The organism is Bacillus sp. N5-665 (genome assembly GCF_022637375.2).
GTDB lineage: Bacteria > Bacillota > Bacilli > Bacillales > Bacillaceae_G > Bacillus_A > Bacillus_A wiedmannii.
In genome coordinates this window covers 5,043,988-5,059,387 of record NZ_CP093325.1, presented here as the reverse complement: position 1 = coordinate 5,059,387, position 15,400 = coordinate 5,043,988, and the positions used below count along the sequence as shown (strand labels likewise).

Genomic DNA, 15,400 nt, shown 5'->3' with positions numbered 1-15,400 from the left:
TGTAATAATGATACAAAAGCAACATGAGAGTAAGTTGGAAGTTGGTCAAACGTTTCCTGTGACAATTAAACGTCTTGGGATTAACGGAGAAGGCGTTGGTTATTTTAAGAGACAAGTTGTTTTCATTCCAGGGGCATTACCAGGAGAAGAAGTTGTTGCTGAAACAACGAAAATTCAGCGTGGCTTCGCTGAAGCGAAAGTGAAAAAAGTTCGTAAAGCTTCACCACATCGTGTGAAAGCACCATGTCCGGTATATGAAGAGTGTGGCGGTTGTCAGCTGCAACATTTAGATTATAAAGAACAATTAAATCAAAAGCGTGATATCGTTGTACAAGCATTCGAGAAGTATATGAACAACAGTTTGGAAGAAAAAATTCGTCCAACGCTTGGTATGGAAAACCCATGGCATTATCGTAATAAGAGTCAATTACAAGTGGGACGTAAAGACGAAAAGGTTATTACAGGGCTGTATAAGCAAAACTCACATCAGTTAATTGATATTGCTCACTGTATGATTCAACATAAAGCAACGAATGAAGCGACAAAAGTTGTAAGACGTATATTAGAAAAATTAAATGTTTCTATTTACAATGAGAAAAAACAAAAAGGTTTAGTACGCACAATTGTGACACGTACTGCAGTTCAAACAGGGGAAGTACAAGTTACACTTATTACAACAAAAGAAGAATTACCAAATAAAGATCAATTTATCGCAGAAGTACAAAAACAGATGCCAGCTGTTAAATCAATTATGCAAAACGTAAACTGGCGTAAAACATCTGTTATTTTCGGTGATAAAACATTTAAATTAGCTGGAAAAGAAGTAATTCAAGAAACACTAGGTGATTTATCATTTGAATTATCAGCACGTGCATTCTTCCAGTTAAATCCAGAACAAACAGTTGTTTTATACGATGAAGCGAAAAAAGCAGCTGCTTTAACAGGCGATGAGAAAATTGTAGATGCGTATTGTGGTGTTGGTACAATCGGTCTTTGGCTTGCAAATGATGCAGCGGAAGTACGTGGTATGGATGTAATTCCAGAAGCGATTGAAGATGCAAGAAAAAATGCGAAGCGTCACGGATTTACAAATACGAAATATGAAGCAGGTAAAGCTGAACAATGGTTACCGAAATGGGTAAAAGAAGGATGGCGTCCAGATGTAATTGTTGTCGATCCACCTCGTACAGGTTGCGATGATAAATTACTGGAAACAATTTTAAAAGTGAAACCAAAACAAGTTGTTTACGTATCATGTAATCCTTCTTCATTAGCACGTGATGTACAAGCATTAATGAAGAGTTATGAAGTGGAATATGTACAACCAGTTGATATGTTCCCACATACAGCCCATGTAGAAAATGTAGTGAAGCTTGTTAGAAAGTAAAGTGTATTCATATTCCCTCACGATATGAGGGAATATTTTCTATGAAGGAGAGTAAAATGAATAATTATAAATTAACGATTCAGTACGATGGTGCACGTTTTAAAGGATGGCAACGTCTCGGTAATAACGATAATACAATTCAAGGGAAAATCGAGAGTGTCATATCTGAAATGATCGGAAAAGAAATTGAAATTATCGGTTGTAGTAGAACAGATGCGGGTGTACATGCTTTGAATCAAGTTGCTAACTTTCAGAGTGATGAGAAGTTAGTGGAACATAAAGTGAAAAAATATTTAAATCAATATTTACCCAATGATATTAGCATTACGAGTGTAGAAGAAGTACAAGATCGCTTCCATGCTCGTTACAATTCTAAAGCAAAAACATATCTTTATAAAATTTGGAATGAAGAGCATACAAATCCATTTATGCGTAAATACAGCATGCATGTGAATAAAAAATTAAATGTGAAAAGCATGAAAGAAGCTGCGAAACATTTAGTTGGTTCACATGACTTTACTGCTTTTTCAAATGCGAAATCAAAGAAAAAGTCTATGGTTCGAGAAGTATATACACTTGAAGTGATGGAAGAAGCAGGATTTGTACAAATTAGAGTAAGTGGTAACGGATTCCTTCATAACATGGTACGAAAAATTGTTGGAGCATTAATTGAAGTTGGATTAGGACAATTAGATGCGGACGCAATCCCAAATATTTTAGAGGAAAAACAACGTAATCAAATTAATTGTCTTGCTGAGGCGAGTGGTTTGTATTTGGAGAATGTTGAATTTTAATAAACAATAAAAAAATCGAGCTGTGTAAGCTCGGTTTTTTTATTGTTTTGGCATTAAGAAGATTTTTCTTTCTTCATACGTATCTTCAAATTCCAAAAAGCAGCAAGCATAATAGCTGCAAAGGAGCCGCTAATTGTTGCTAATAGTTTTGCATAAGGATAAGCATTCATATCAACTAGTAACATCATACATACAATGGTAGGGAAGAAGGCTAAGTATTGTAATAACTTTAATTTGTTATCATTACTCATATATATCGTTCCTTTCTAGTATGTTATATGTTTATTGTGGCATGTTTTTCCAATTTTTATTTGCGCTTAGAAGCGGATTCATCCTACATTTGATTAAAGTTTCATTTCATATGTGTAGATGCAATTTTTTAATTCGATATTGTAAGTTTTGCCTACTTAATCCTAAAAACTTTGCAGCCTGTGAGATATTACCGTGATACTCTGTCAGAATTTGATTGATGTAGTTCTTCTCCATTGCCTCTATTGTGTGCTTTAACGTTTTAGGTGCATCAGCCTCGTTATTAGTTAGGAAAGGTTGCATATTGAATTCTTTTTTTATTCGTTCGCGAAAGCGAGTGGGAAGATGAAACGCTGTAATGATATTTTCATCTTCAACTAAATTCATTGAACCTTCAATGATATGTTCCAATTCTCGTACGTTTCCAGGCCAATCATATGCATACAAAAATTCTCTTACATGTACATCTAGATCCGTTACGCCAAGTCCAAATTGAATGTTGTACTTTTCGATAAAGTGCTGCACAAGATCAGGAATATCTTCTTTTCGTTCACGTAAAGGCGGGAGACATAAAGTAACGACGCTTAATCGGTAATATAAGTCTTCCCGTAATCGATTGTGTGTAATAGCTTCAAGAGGGTCTTCATTAATAGTTGCTATAATACGAACATCAATTTCTTTTTCTTGTGTGCCTCCGATTCTTCGTATTGTTTTTTCTTGTATAGCTCGTAGTAACTTCGCTTGAAGTGCTGGACTTAATGAGTTGATCTCATCTAATAACAAAGTTCCTCCATTTGCTTCTTCAAATAAACCAGCTTTATCGATAGCTCCTGTAAATGCACCTCGGTTCGTACCAAATAATAAGCTTTCCATGAGTGTATCAGGTATAGCGGCACAGTTTTGTGAAATAAATGGTTTTGTTGAACGTTGACTTTCATTATGGATACTTTGTGCAAATAGTTCTTTACCGGTCCCTGTTTCTCCTACGAGAAGTATGGATGAGGATGTACGAATTACTCTCTTTGCTTCTGTAATGACAGATTGAAGAGCATTAGAATCACCGATTATGTGATCAAAGGTAAATTTATTATTTTGTTTTCGAGAAAGGTTCGTTTTCATCGTTTGTTTGAAATGGCTAATCTCTGTTGAAATTTCAATAGCGCCTTTAATTTTTCCGTTTTCTATTATAGGGAAAGTATTGTTAATCGTTGTAATTTCTTGCCCTTTATTGTTAAAATACGTTTGTTTTATATTTTTGTTTGTTTTTCCTAATTTTAATGCCTCTATAAGAGTACTATTTTTATTTTCTTCAAATGCGAATACTTCTATAGGACTTTTATATAGCACATCTGAGCGTTCCATTGATTCAATTTCCATCATTTTGCGGTTATAGATAATCGTTTTACTTTCCTCATTAATAATATGAATCCCGATATCGAGCTCATTAAGTAAAGTTTCATATAGCATATTCATTTCAATGATCTGTTTAAAATTAATTTCTTCTGTACGCATAGATTATCTTCTCCTCATTTCACCCTATGAAGACTGACTTTTTATAATTTTATTAAAATTCTTATAAAATCGCAAAATTTTTTTGCTATTTTCTCTTTAAAATTTCTCAAATGATAGAAAAATTTTGCGGTTATGAAGATTTTTTTTTGAGAAACCTTCATTTTAAATAGGAATTGGAGATTGGTACGCATTTTGCATAAATAATAGTTGAAATCTCTAAAGGAGGGATATGCAACGTTTCAGTACCAATTAATAAGAAGGAGGAGTTTATAAAGTGAAGATGGTTATAGAAGGCGTGTATAGTCCTTGTTATGGGAAAGTAGAGAAGTTATTTGTTACGGAAAGTTCTTACGTATACGAGTGGGAGAAATTAGCGTTAATTGAAACAATAGATAAACAGAAAGTAGAAATTAAAGTAGGGATCAGTGGATATATCGAATCATTAGAAGTAGTAGAAGGACAAGCTATCGCTGATAAAAAGTTATTAATAACAGTGAGGGATGATCTTTTAATAACAGGTAGTGATTGATACTATGTATTTTGCTCTTTTCAATAATTATTCTTATTATGAATATTTTTAAAAACGCTTACATGAAATGGGTTTCCAAAGGGAAAAGGGGGGATTTATATGATGGATCAAAACCAAGGGTTAAAACGGGAATTGAAAAGCAGGCACATATTTATGATTGCACTTGGAGGAGTTATTGGTACCGGTCTTTTTTTAGGGTCTGGGTATACAATTCATGAAGCTGGGCCTGGAGGAGCGATTGTAGCGTATCTTGTTGGAGGATTTGTTATGTATTTAACGATGCTCTGTCTTGGAGAGTTAGCTGTTGCGATGCCTGACGCAGGATCTTATCAAACGTATGCTACAAAGCACATTTCCCCTGCAGCGGGTTATGTAGTCGGCTGGATGTCGTGGCTAAACTGGTCTGCTACGATAGGTATTGAACTGATTGCAGTTAGTATTTTAATGAAACGATGGTTTCCTGATGTACCGTCATGGATTTGGTGTGTAGTGTTTGCGGTGCTTCTTTTTGCTATCAATGCGTTATCTTCAAGAAGTTTTGCAGAAGTTGAATTTTGGTTTGCAAGTATTAAAGTAATTACAATCATTGCATTTATTATTTTAGGCGGGGCAGCAATGTTTGGTTTTCTAGATATGAAAGGAAACGAACCCGCACCGATGTTCTCTAGCTTTACTGATTATGGTGGGTTGTTTCCAAATGGATTATCAGCCATTTTAATTACTATGATTGCAGTTAATTTTTCCTTCCAAGGAACGGAACTAGTTGGTATTGCAGCTGGAGAGAGTGAAAATCCAGAGAAAACGATCCCGAAGGCAATTAATAATACAGTTTGGCGTATACTTGTGTTCTTTGTATTATCTATTTTCATTCTTGCAGGCTTATTCCCTTGGCAGCAAGCAGGAGTGATAGAAAGTCCATTCGTAGTTGTATTTGATAAAATTGGCATTCCTTATGCAGCCGATATTATAAATTTCGTTATTATTACAGCGGTTCTATCCGTTGCAAATTCAGGATTATATGCAACTTCGCGTATGCTATGGTCTATGTCTAACCAAGGCATGATTAGTCCAATTTTCGGTAAGTTATCTAAAAATGGTGTTCCTATTTATGCATTGATTGTAAGTACAATTGTAGGTTGCCTTTCATTACTATCAGGTATTTATGCGGAAGATACAGTTTATTTATGGCTACTTTCTATTGCCGGGTTTGGGGCGATATTAGTTTGGGCATCTATTGCTCTATCTAACTTATTGGCTAGAAGGTCATACATTAAGCAGGGCGGGGATGTGAAGGACTTGAAATTTAAAACACCGCTGTATCCATTCGTACCACTGCTTGCGTTAGTATTAAATGTAACAGTAATTGTTGGTATGGCTTTTATTCCAGAACAAAGAATGGCATTATATTGTGGTATTCCATTTATGATTGTTTGTTTACTGTTTTACCGCGCGACAAGAAATAAGGCACGTAAGGTAGAACATATTGAAAAAACAAATACAACAGAGGCAGAAAGTTTATAAATATATTAGAAACTTATGCTAAAAAAAGAGACTGTAAAATTGTAAACAGTCTCTTTTTTTGTGACAATAAACCTGGAAACATACTATGTATGCAAAGGGGAATTAGCGATGAATCAAGAAGTTTCACAGCTATTAGAACAGATTGATTTACGAAAAGATGAGTTACTAGAGCTTACAAAGACTTTAATTCGTTTTGAAACACCAGCACCGCCGGCGAGAAACACAAATGAAGCGCAAGAATTTGTTGCAGATTTTCTAAGAAAACGAAATTTTATTGTTGATAAATGGGATGTATATCCGAATGACCCGAACGTTGTTGGGGTGAGAAAAGGGATAGAAAGTGACACACATAAAAGTCTTATTATTAATGGACATGTGGATGTAGCTGAAGTATCAGCAGATGAAGCGTGGGAAACCAATCCGTTTGAGCCATTTATAAAAGATGGTTGGTTAGTTGGACGTGGTGCGGCAGATATGAAAGGAGGATTGGCTGGAGCACTATTTGCTATTCAACTTGTACAAGAAGCTGGCATTGAATTACCTGGAGATTTAATCTTTCAATCAGTAATTGGGGAAGAAGTTGGAGAAGCAGGTACACTTCAATGCTGTAAAAGAGGTTATGATGCTGATTTTGCAGTCGTAGTGGATACAAGTGATTTACATATACAAGGACAGGGCGGCGTAATTACTGGATGGATTACTGTGAAAAGCCCCCAGACGTTTCATGATGCAACACGCAGGCAAATGATTCATGCTGGAGGACGTTTATTCGGAGCGAGTGCGATTGAAAAAATGATGAAAATTGTGCAAAGTTTACAAGAATTAGAGCGTCATTGGGCAGTTATGAAAACATATGAAGGTTATCCATCTGGAACAACAACAATTAACCCAGCTGTTATTGAAGGCGGACGGCATGCAGCGTTTATTGCGGATGAGTGCCAGTTATGGATAACGGTGCACTTCTATCCGAATGAAACACATGAACAAATAATAAAAGAAATTGAAGAGTATATTGAGAAAGTAGCGGCTGCCGATCCATGGTTAAGTGAAAATCCACCACAATTTAAGTGGGGCGGAGAATCAATGATTGTGGATCGTGGCGAAATTTTCCCTTCTTTAGAAGTAGATCGTGAACATGCAGCAGTAAAAACGCTTAGCTCAGTACACGAATCAATTCTATCTAAAAATGCAATTTTAGATATGTCTGCAACGGTAACGGATGGTGGTTGGTTTAGTGAATTTCATATTCCAGCTGTTATTTACGGACCAGGTACATTAGAAGAAGCTCATTCAATAAATGAGAAAGTTGAAGTAGAACAGTTAATTGAATTTACAAAAGTAATAACAGCATTTATATATGAATGGTGTCATACAAAAAAATAGATTAGTGTGTTGAAATCGTACAGGTATGTATACTTGTACGATTTTTTAGTGAACTATTTCAGAGTTGAACAGAAACAACTGAAATAGTTCTTTATTTTTCTATGTCTTTCGTTTTAGTTCGATTAATTTCTCTTTCGCTAATTCAACAGCAATTGCATCATCTAAATAGCCAATTGGAAAGAGATAGTCGGGAATAATATCTGTCGATAAAATGAAATACAGTAATGCGCCTCCAAGAACTGCACGCTCTTCTTTTGAGATAGTTTCATTGCAAAATTGTTGATACATATCGGTTAATTGTTCAATAAAAGGACCAGCGCTATCAATTTGTTCTAATTTACTGGCGAAACTTTCATGAATACGTTTTTCGCCTTCTGTTGTCTGAGCATAGCGTTCATAGTTTTCAAGTTCTTGTTTTACGCGAGTTGTTGTATAGTCGAAATCGAATAAGTTAGAGGATTGCAGCGTTTGCTGAATTGTATCAAGAGATGTGTACATATCCGTCTTTTCTTTATTAATGTGAGGAGAATCAGGATACATTTCATCAAATAACAATTGGGGTGGAACTTGCAAACATTCTGCAAATTTTTGTAGATGTTTTTGTTTTGGCGGTTGTTTACCATTCATAATTCTTGAGATTGTTGCGGGATCAATATTTGTATGCATTCCTAATTGGCGCATGGATAAGGCACGTTCTTTTAAAAGTTTTTTTATTAATGTACTAAGCCGCTCATTTGGATTTTCTCTAGGCATAGTGAAGGCACTCCTTTTTTATTGTTGAAAAAATGTTGAGCATTTATTACATGTATATGAAACAGACAGGCACAGTTGCTCAACATTTTCATAAGATGCATGGAAAAGTGAGAAAAAGGGGTGGCTGTTTATGAGTACGGCAGGTCTATTTTCAATTTTTTTAATCGGGATTGCTTCTAATTTAGATAATGCAGGTGTTGGGATTGCATATGGCATTCGTAAAATTCGAATTTCGTGGCTTAACAATTTTATCATCGCATTTTTTGGGTTTTTATTTACTTTGTTAGCTGGATTTTTTGGGAACTGGATAGCGTTATTTATTTCAGAGTTTACTGCAAACCTGATTGGAGCAATCGTTTTAGGGATAATCGGGGTGTTTATTTTATGTCAGCCTTTCTTGGGGCAAAGAAATACCGTAGGCTCTAAAGATGGTAATGTACTTATGGGAATTTTACGTGATCCAGAAAAAGCAGATTTTGATGGTTCTAAAACAATTAGTTTTTCAGAAGCAATTGTTTTAGGGATTGCATTGTCTATTAATAATATTGCAGGTGGATTTGATGCTGGGGTAACAAACTTGAATCTGTGGCTTACAGCAACTATTTCTGGGGTGTTTAGTTTTATTTGTATCAGTGGTTTTGCGTATGTAGGAAAACGATTTTTAGCAGCATACTTAGGGAAATGGGCTACTGTTATTGCGGGCGTGCTATTAATTCTTATTGGGATAGATCAGTTATTGTAACATACAATGTTCGAGCATTTCCTCGGAAATACTCGAATGAATTACATATATCGACATCGGATGTGCAATTACCGAAACGTTACTGTTTTTATAAATACTAAAGCACCTACATAGGTGCTTTTTTAACGTATATCTTCAATTAATTGTTCCGATTCTTCATGCATGCTGTATTCACTTAACACTTGAATGCAAAGCCACTTTAATTCTTCAATAGTATGTTCAAGTTCTTCAGGAAGCACATGATGAATGTCTTCAAGTCCCATTCCGAAATGGATGAGTTCAAGTACTTGATCATCGATGTTCCGATCCATTAGTAGTTCAAGCACTTCTAAATTGAATATGTATCGGTGAGCCTCATCGAGCGAAACCACTTTTAACTTCAAGCTTTCTACAATACTCAATATAAAAAGAAGAATTGTTTTTTCAAGAACAGGCTGTTTTTCCATTTGAAATATTAGTTTCATCTTTCACACCTCCACATATAGCGCTAGGTTGTACTATATTATTCAGGAGGGGGGAGCAAATATGCATGATATAGAGAAACTTTCAGTACGGTTTTTGTAAGGGGATGGATAGCTGATAAAATTGAGGGTTTTATGAAATAAAAAAATCCTGCTAGTATAGCAGGATAACTCTGAATTAAAAAATGCTCCAACCTTCTTGAGCAGAAAGAAGTTCAAGAATTTTAAAACCAGCGATACTATTTCCGTTTGCATCTAAAGCTGGTCCGAAAATACCAATTCCCATTTCTCCTTTTACGCAGCCGAAAATACCACCAGCTACACCACTTTTGGCTGGAATACCAACACGAATCGCAAATTCACCAGACTCGTTATACATACCGCATGTAACCATAAATGTTTTACAGATTTTTGTAATATGTTTAGGGATAATTTGCTTTTTTTTATATGGATCATAGCCATCCATAGCAAAAATTAAGCCAATACGTGCTAAATCGATACAGTTTACTTCAACTGCACATTGACGAGTGTATAAATCCATAAGTTCTTCGATGTCACAATCGATAATTCCGTTTTGTTTCATATAGTAACAAAGTGAACGGTTTAAGTAAGCTGTCTCTAATTCTGAATTGGCAACTTTAGAAGAATAATTAATAGTAGGATTATCTGTTATTTCACGTACAAAATGAAGGATACGCTCCATTTTTTCTTCATTATCGTTTCCTGTTAACATACTTGTAATAGCTAGTGCCCCTGCATTAATCATTGGATTAAGTGGCTTAGAGGGACTTGTCGTTTCTAACTTAATAATAGAATTAAATGGGTCACCAGTTGGTTCCATTCCAACTTTAGAAAATACATATTCTTCACCACGATCTAAAAGGGCAAGTGCAAGTGTAATTACTTTTGAAATACTTTGAAGAGTAAATAGTGTTTGTGAGTTGCCAGCATGGATGTATTCTGTTTCTTTATGGAAAATGGCAATCCCTAAATCAGCCGGATTTGCATTTCCTAGTTCGGGGATATAAGTAGCAAGCTTTCCTTTTTTCGTATATGGTTTTACTTGTTCTAACAACTGTTGTAAGTTGTTTGTTTCAATGCACTGCATAGTACCAACGCTCCTATTTCGAATTAACTACGTTTACTTTTCCCGATATGCTCGGAAATAAATAATAACATGAAAAGGTGGAATGATAAAACGAAAGTTACATGTTCTATAGTAGGTATTTCGTTTCGAGTATTCTATATTAAAAAGGAGAATTTTCCTTTTATATAACAGTTTGGAAATAGGAGATTTATCCATAAAAAATTCGAAAATAAAAACTACACATCTATACAACTATATGTTATTATGGTTATGTAAATAGAAAGCGTTTTCTAAGGCGTACTTATAATGATAACGATTTCATAAATTTGATAGGGGGAATTAAAATGTTGCAGTTTCTACAACGTATTGGTAAAGCATTAATGCTTCCAATCGCCGTACTACCAGCAGCAGGATTATTGCTTCGTTTAGGGCAACCAGATGTATTTGATATTCCTGTTATGGCACAGGCCGGTGCAGCAGTTTTTGATAATTTAGCACTTATTTTTGCAATTGGTATTGCAATCGGTCTTTCAGTTGATGGTAGTGGTGCAGCAGGTCTTGCAGGTGCAATTGGTTATCTAGTTATGAAAAACAGTATTGATGCACTTAGTAAGGGATATTCTACTGTAGAATTACAAGATAAATTAGGCAAAGTTCAAGATTTAATAGGTAATAGCGCTAATGTAGATCCATCTAAGCTTGCAGATACAATGACACAGGTATCTAAGGCAGCCGAATTATCGACTAAAGTGGATATGAAAGTTTTAGGTGGTATTATTGTCGGTGTTATAGCAGGACTTCTTTATAATAAATTCCATAAGATTAAACTTCCAGAATGGTTAGGGTTCTTTGCTGGAAAACGTTTCGTTCCGATTGTTACATCGGTTGTGATGTTACTATTAGGAATTCTATTCGCACAAATTTGGCCAGCAATTCAAAATGCTATCGATGCATTAGCTCATGGAATTGTTAATTTAGGGGCAGTTGGTTCAGGTCTATTTGGTTTATTAAACCGTCTATTAATTCCAATCGGTTTACACCACGTAATGAACACATACTTCTGGTTCGTACTTGGTGACTTTACAAATGCAGCAGGTAATGTTGTAAATGGTGATATTGCTCGCTTCCTTGCAGGAGATAAAACAGCGGGTATGTTTATGACTGGTTTCTTCCCAGTTATGATGTTCGGTTTACCAGCAGCATGTTTCGCAATGATTGCGGCTGCTAAACCAGAAAAACGTAAAATGGTTACAGGTATGTTAGGTGGTCTAGCACTAACTTCATTCTTAACTGGTATTACAGAACCAATTGAATTCTCATTCATGTTCTTATCGCCAGTATTATATGGTATTCATGCTGTATTAACAGGTCTGTCTCTATTCATTACAACAACACTCGGCATTCACGATGGTTTCACATTTAGTGCCGGTGCAATCGATTACTTCTTAAACTTCGGTATTGCAACAAAACCAGTATTACTCGCGGGAGTCGGTTTAATTTACGCAGTAATTTATTTCGTTGTATTCTACTTCTTAATTAAGAAGTTCGACCTGAAAACGCCTGGTCGTGAAGATGAAGAGGAACTAGCTGAAGGTGAAGAAGCTCCAGTTGCAGGTTCAATTGGTGAAACTTACGTAGCAGCTTTAGGTGGAAAAGAAAACTTAACAGTTATTGATAACTGTGCAACACGTCTACGCTTACAAGTGAAAGATGCTGGTCAAGTAAACGAAGCAGCATTAAAACGTGCTGGTGCAAAAGGTGTTATGAAATTAAGTAACACGAGTGTCCAAGTTATCGTAGGTACAAATGTTGAATCCGTTGCCGATGATATGAAAAAACACGTATAAATAATGAGATAAGAGGATATCCCAAAAGATTGATAACATCAATTTTTTTAGAGGATATCCTCTTTTTTTTGTTAACAATTTAACGGGAATCTTACTTTTGTAAATTTTCTTTTTCTTTTTCATACATATAGGTTGGTAATATGTGTAGTGCGTGATAAAGTAGGGATGACGTCGAATGGAATGTCAAAAATCTATGAAAAAGATCCGGAATGAATCTTGTGTAGTGGAATTAAATTATCGGTAAATAAGGGGAAAAAAGCAATCATGGATCAGGAAAAAAATAATGCGAATGGGAAAGCACGTCGGCCGATTGTATACATAAAAAGAACAATCATTCTCGTCTTACTATTTTCAGTTGTATATTTCATGTATACAAAAATTGTTGCGCATAATAAGAAAGAAGAAACTTTAAAAGCAGCAGAAATGAAGAAACAAGAAGAGCTAAAAAAGAAAGAAGAAAAGAAGAAGCAAGAAGCACAAAAACAAAAAGAGCAGGAAGAACAAGTAAAGCAAGTACAAGCTGTGGAAAAGCCTGCTGAGGGACCACCTCAAGAAATTAATGAAAACGCTAAATTAGATCAATATTTACAAAACGCAGGATTTAGCGGGACAGCTGTTATTGTGAAGAACGGAAAAGTTCTTTTGAATAAAGGATATGGTATGGCGAACAAAGAGAAACAAGTACCGAATAATTCAGAGACAACTTTTTATATTGGTTCTATTTCAAAGGCATTTGTAGCGACTGCTATTATGCAATTAAAGGATCAAAATAAATTAAACGTAGAGGATACGGTTGCAAAGTATATTCCAGATTTCCCTCAAGGTAATGGTATTCAGTTAAAACATTTACTAACACATACATCAGGAATCCCAGAGTATGAGCAGGGAACAGAGGATATTTCTCATGAAGAATTGATAAAACGAATAGGAAAGCAAAAGCGTGTTGGGGGTCCAGGAGAGAAATGGAAATATTCCGATTCGAACTATTCGATACTTGCCTACATCGCTGAGAAGGTAAGTGGACAACCGTTAGAAGAATATATTAAACAACATATTTTTGCTACTGCGAGTATGGAACATTCTGGTTTCGGTAAAGCGTTAGAGCAAACAAGGTTTCCATCGACAGGTTATAAAATAGTAAATAACAATATGACAACACCTAATATTCCAAGTATGTCACAACTATATGGTTGTGGTGATATATATACAAGTGCACATGATTTATATTTATTTAATGAAGCACTCTTCTCTGGAAAGTTAATTTCAAAAGAGAGCTATGATCAAATGTTTACAGGCGGAAAAAAAGATTACGGATTTGGTTGGTATGTAGACCCGGGCAGTTATTCAAATCACGGTGTAATGCCAGGATGGAATTGCTTAAATGGATTTAGTAAAAACGGAAGTGTGTATGTCGTTTTATTATCTAACATTCAAAACAACATTAAATCGTTTGGTAAAGTGAATAACGACATTTATACGATGTTGCGAAATATTGAAGTGTAAGAGGCTATCCTATTGGATGGTCTTTTTTTATTGAGGAAGTGTAGGGGGTAATGAGATAATGAAATAAAGTGAAACTTTAATCAGTGGGGGTTTTGTTCATCCCCCACTGATTATTAGTTGAACCAATCGGGCTTTTACGGGCAGTGGATCCCCCACCTAACTTCTTTGCTTTCGCTGAATTTTGAAGTGGGGGTCTTACTGCCCGTTAATGCGGGATAAATGGAAAAGGGGGAGGGATATGAGTATACATAAGCATCACGCACGTAATGCAAAACGCATATTTTTTGTATCTGTCATTGTATGGATTATCGTCGCAATTGTATTAGTGATGGAATATAAAAAAGGGATGCTATTCACTTCGGAGAAAGAAAATCTGAAATTAATAAGTGTTGTACTACCAGCAATTGGATTATTAATATATAGTTTTATGGAAAAACGAAGATCAAAAATACTTAAACAGGAAAATTATAATATAGAGACTTCTGAATTATTTGAGCAACAAAAATTTGTTGTTCGCAAAGAGGTAGGGGTATTTCAAGCAATAACGTACTTTGGACTAGATGGCAGTGCAGTAGGGTTTTTAAAAGAAGAGTATGATTTTGTTATTCAACGTGTATGGCAAGCTGTACTTTCTTTTCTTTTTAGGGGATTACATAAGCAACAATTGTATTTATATAATCACTCGGGAGAAAGATTGTTGTGTGTTCAAAAGAAGATGGGAGTACGCAACGTCTATATTTTTTCTAATGTAGACGGAAAGAAAATTGGAGAGTTAACACAAATACTAAGTTTAACAAAGTGGGAATGGATTTTTTTAGGGGTGGATGGTAAAGAATTTGGTAAAGTGACTGGGGACCTTTCAGCAACAATGCAGAAAATAGATTGGCGGGATGGAACACATATAGATGTGAAAGAAGACGGTATTCCGTTAGAAGCTGTTAAGTATTTTTCGGCAAGTGGAGGGTCTCTTGTTACAGCTTCTATAAGTGAACAGGCAGAATTACCACGAGCAGTTTATTACAGTGTCTCTGCGATAGTTACAATTAAAAATTAATATATACATAAAGATAGATGGGATACCATCTATCTTTTTTTGTGATTAGAACATATTGTTTTGTTAAAAAATGTATGTCTTACCTATCACAAAAAAGTCTGCTTTGTATACATTAAGATGTATGGATGTATTTTTATAATCTAAAAATAATAGGAGGAGAAGTGTATGTGTCTGTTCGGTAAGTATTGGAAAAAGTTATCGAGATTGTTTAATAGACAATTAGATTATTTTTTAGATAATAAGTTATTGCCTGCTGTGGAACGACTTTTATTTTCACAAAACTTCGCGAGATTTATTCAAAGAAACTCTAAGCAAGCTACGGAAGAATTTATTGAATCAAGCAGATTTCAATCTATTATTTGTAACATATTAAAAGAATGTAATACATCACCTTTTAAAGAAATTGCAGAGCAGTATTTGGGTAAAAACGTAGAAATTACGGTGACAGTTGGACAGTTAACGGGTGTAATTGTAGCAGTTGGTGATGATTTCTTAACACTGCAAGAAGGGATAGGAACAGAAATTTTATTACCATTTACAAGCATTATATCAATTAAAGAAGCGTAAGGAAGGAGACT

Annotated in this window: 15 protein-coding genes and 1 pseudogene; 11 read left to right on the top strand and 5 right to left on the bottom strand. The window is 35.1% G+C overall.

The window, feature by feature from the left end:
• Window positions 1-7 precede the first annotated feature (7 nt).
• Entirely contained in the window at window positions 8-1,387 is a 1,380-nt protein-coding gene (gene rlmD / locus MNO09_RS28565) for a 23S rRNA (uracil(1939)-C(5))-methyltransferase RlmD (protein WP_000615214.1), read from the top strand.
• Between the two features lie 56 nt (window positions 1,388-1,443).
• Complete coding sequence (gene truA / locus MNO09_RS28560) at window positions 1,444-2,181, top strand: tRNA pseudouridine(38-40) synthase TruA (RefSeq protein ID WP_001067305.1); 738 nt, start codon at window positions 1,444-1,446, stop codon at window positions 2,179-2,181.
• A gap of 53 nt (window positions 2,182-2,234) precedes the next feature.
• On the opposite strand, the gene MNO09_RS28555 is transcribed toward truA, so the two are convergent.
• Both MNO09_RS28555 and MNO09_RS28550 read right to left on the bottom strand, forming a co-directional pair.
• A complete protein-coding gene (locus MNO09_RS28555; protein WP_000063919.1) occupies window positions 2,235-2,432 on the bottom strand; it encodes a hypothetical protein in 198 nt (65 codons plus the stop codon).
• A gap of 106 nt (window positions 2,433-2,538) precedes the next feature.
• Window positions 2,539-3,942, bottom strand: a complete 1,404-nt coding sequence (locus tag MNO09_RS28550) for a sigma-54 interaction domain-containing protein (protein ID WP_001258433.1) — start codon at window positions 3,940-3,942, stop codon at window positions 2,539-2,541.
• 274 nt (window positions 3,943-4,216) lie between these two features.
• Here MNO09_RS28550 and MNO09_RS28545 point away from each other — a divergent pair, with 274 nt between their 5' ends.
• The 3 genes from MNO09_RS28545 (at window position 4,217) to MNO09_RS28535 (ending at window position 7,375) form a co-directional block, all read left to right on the top strand.
• Entirely contained in the window at window positions 4,217-4,471 is a 255-nt protein-coding gene (locus MNO09_RS28545) for a biotin/lipoyl-containing protein (RefSeq protein WP_000784766.1), read from the top strand.
• A 99-nt stretch (window positions 4,472-4,570) separates the two neighbouring features.
• Entirely contained in the window at window positions 4,571-5,992 is a 1,422-nt protein-coding gene (locus MNO09_RS28540) for an amino acid permease (protein ID WP_000969249.1), read from the top strand.
• Between the two features lie 108 nt (window positions 5,993-6,100).
• On the top strand, window positions 6,101-7,375 hold the full coding sequence (locus tag MNO09_RS28535) for an acetylornithine deacetylase (protein ID WP_001071200.1): 1,275 nt from the start codon (window positions 6,101-6,103) through the stop codon (window positions 7,373-7,375).
• 99 nt (window positions 7,376-7,474) lie between these two features.
• On the opposite strand, the gene MNO09_RS28530 is transcribed toward MNO09_RS28535, so the two are convergent.
• Window positions 7,475-8,128: a DUF1232 domain-containing protein gene (locus MNO09_RS28530; protein WP_001136878.1), complete on the bottom strand. Its 654-nt coding sequence runs from the start codon at window positions 8,126-8,128 to the stop codon at window positions 7,475-7,477.
• A gap of 130 nt (window positions 8,129-8,258) precedes the next feature.
• Between MNO09_RS28530 and MNO09_RS28525 the strand changes: the two genes are divergently transcribed.
• A complete protein-coding gene (locus MNO09_RS28525) occupies window positions 8,259-8,870 on the top strand; it encodes a manganese efflux pump (RefSeq protein ID WP_000100744.1) in 612 nt (203 codons plus the stop codon).
• Between the two features lie 122 nt (window positions 8,871-8,992).
• On the opposite strand, the gene MNO09_RS28520 is transcribed toward MNO09_RS28525, so the two are convergent.
• Both MNO09_RS28520 and glsA read right to left on the bottom strand, forming a co-directional pair.
• Window positions 8,993-9,334 (bottom strand): DUF3969 family protein, encoded by a 342-nt coding sequence (locus MNO09_RS28520; RefSeq protein ID WP_000766602.1) that lies wholly within the window; start codon window positions 9,332-9,334, stop codon window positions 8,993-8,995.
• Between the two features lie 175 nt (window positions 9,335-9,509).
• Window positions 9,510-10,439, bottom strand: a complete 930-nt coding sequence (gene glsA, locus MNO09_RS28515; protein ID WP_001149843.1) for a glutaminase A — start codon at window positions 10,437-10,439, stop codon at window positions 9,510-9,512.
• A gap of 69 nt (window positions 10,440-10,508) precedes the next feature.
• Here glsA and MNO09_RS28510 point away from each other — a divergent pair.
• The 5 genes and pseudogenes from MNO09_RS28510 (at window position 10,509) to MNO09_RS28490 (ending at window position 15,389) form a co-directional block, all read left to right on the top strand.
• Window positions 10,509-10,621, top strand: a pseudogene (locus MNO09_RS28510) (transcriptional regulator).
• A 141-nt stretch (window positions 10,622-10,762) separates the two neighbouring features.
• Window positions 10,763-12,265 carry an N-acetylglucosamine-specific PTS transporter subunit IIBC gene (gene nagE, locus MNO09_RS28505; RefSeq protein ID WP_000938909.1) on the top strand — a complete coding sequence of 501 codons (1,503 nt, stop codon included), beginning with the start codon at window positions 10,763-10,765 and terminating at the stop codon, window positions 12,263-12,265.
• Between the two features lie 264 nt (window positions 12,266-12,529).
• Window positions 12,530-13,768 (top strand): serine hydrolase domain-containing protein, encoded by a 1,239-nt coding sequence (locus MNO09_RS28500; RefSeq protein ID WP_000371821.1) that lies wholly within the window; start codon window positions 12,530-12,532, stop codon window positions 13,766-13,768.
• A 238-nt stretch (window positions 13,769-14,006) separates the two neighbouring features.
• Window positions 14,007-14,822 (top strand): hypothetical protein, encoded by an 816-nt coding sequence (locus MNO09_RS28495; RefSeq protein ID WP_000022138.1) that lies wholly within the window; start codon window positions 14,007-14,009, stop codon window positions 14,820-14,822.
• Window positions 14,823-14,987: 165 nt separating this feature from the next.
• Entirely contained in the window at window positions 14,988-15,389 is a 402-nt protein-coding gene (locus tag MNO09_RS28490) for an LSm family protein (RefSeq protein WP_000335519.1), read from the top strand.
• The last annotated feature ends 11 nt before the right edge of the window (window positions 15,390-15,400 follow it).

Coding starts and splice junctions, on each gene's coding strand:
- rlmD (WP_000615214.1), top strand. CDS start 8: ATGATACAAAAGCAACATGAGAGTAAGTTGGAAGTTGGTCAAACGTTT.
- truA (WP_001067305.1), top strand. CDS start 1,444: ATGAATAATTATAAATTAACGATTCAGTACGATGGTGCACGTTTTAAA.
- MNO09_RS28555 (WP_000063919.1), bottom strand. CDS start 2,432: ATGAGTAATGATAACAAATTAAAGTTATTACAATACTTAGCCTTCTTC.
- MNO09_RS28550 (WP_001258433.1), bottom strand. CDS start 3,942: ATGCGTACAGAAGAAATTAATTTTAAACAGATCATTGAAATGAATATG.
- MNO09_RS28540 (WP_000969249.1), top strand. CDS start 4,571: ATGATGGATCAAAACCAAGGGTTAAAACGGGAATTGAAAAGCAGGCAC.
- MNO09_RS28535 (WP_001071200.1), top strand. CDS start 6,101: ATGAATCAAGAAGTTTCACAGCTATTAGAACAGATTGATTTACGAAAA.
- MNO09_RS28530 (WP_001136878.1), bottom strand. CDS start 8,128: ATGCCTAGAGAAAATCCAAATGAGCGGCTTAGTACATTAATAAAAAAA.
- MNO09_RS28525 (WP_000100744.1), top strand. CDS start 8,259: ATGAGTACGGCAGGTCTATTTTCAATTTTTTTAATCGGGATTGCTTCT.
- MNO09_RS28520 (WP_000766602.1), bottom strand. CDS start 9,334: ATGAAACTAATATTTCAAATGGAAAAACAGCCTGTTCTTGAAAAAACA.
- glsA (WP_001149843.1), bottom strand. CDS start 10,439: ATGCAGTGCATTGAAACAAACAACTTACAACAGTTGTTAGAACAAGTA.
- nagE (WP_000938909.1), top strand. CDS start 10,763: ATGTTGCAGTTTCTACAACGTATTGGTAAAGCATTAATGCTTCCAATC.
- MNO09_RS28500 (WP_000371821.1), top strand. CDS start 12,530: ATGGATCAGGAAAAAAATAATGCGAATGGGAAAGCACGTCGGCCGATT.
- MNO09_RS28495 (WP_000022138.1), top strand. CDS start 14,007: ATGAGTATACATAAGCATCACGCACGTAATGCAAAACGCATATTTTTT.
- MNO09_RS28490 (WP_000335519.1), top strand. CDS start 14,988: ATGTGTCTGTTCGGTAAGTATTGGAAAAAGTTATCGAGATTGTTTAAT.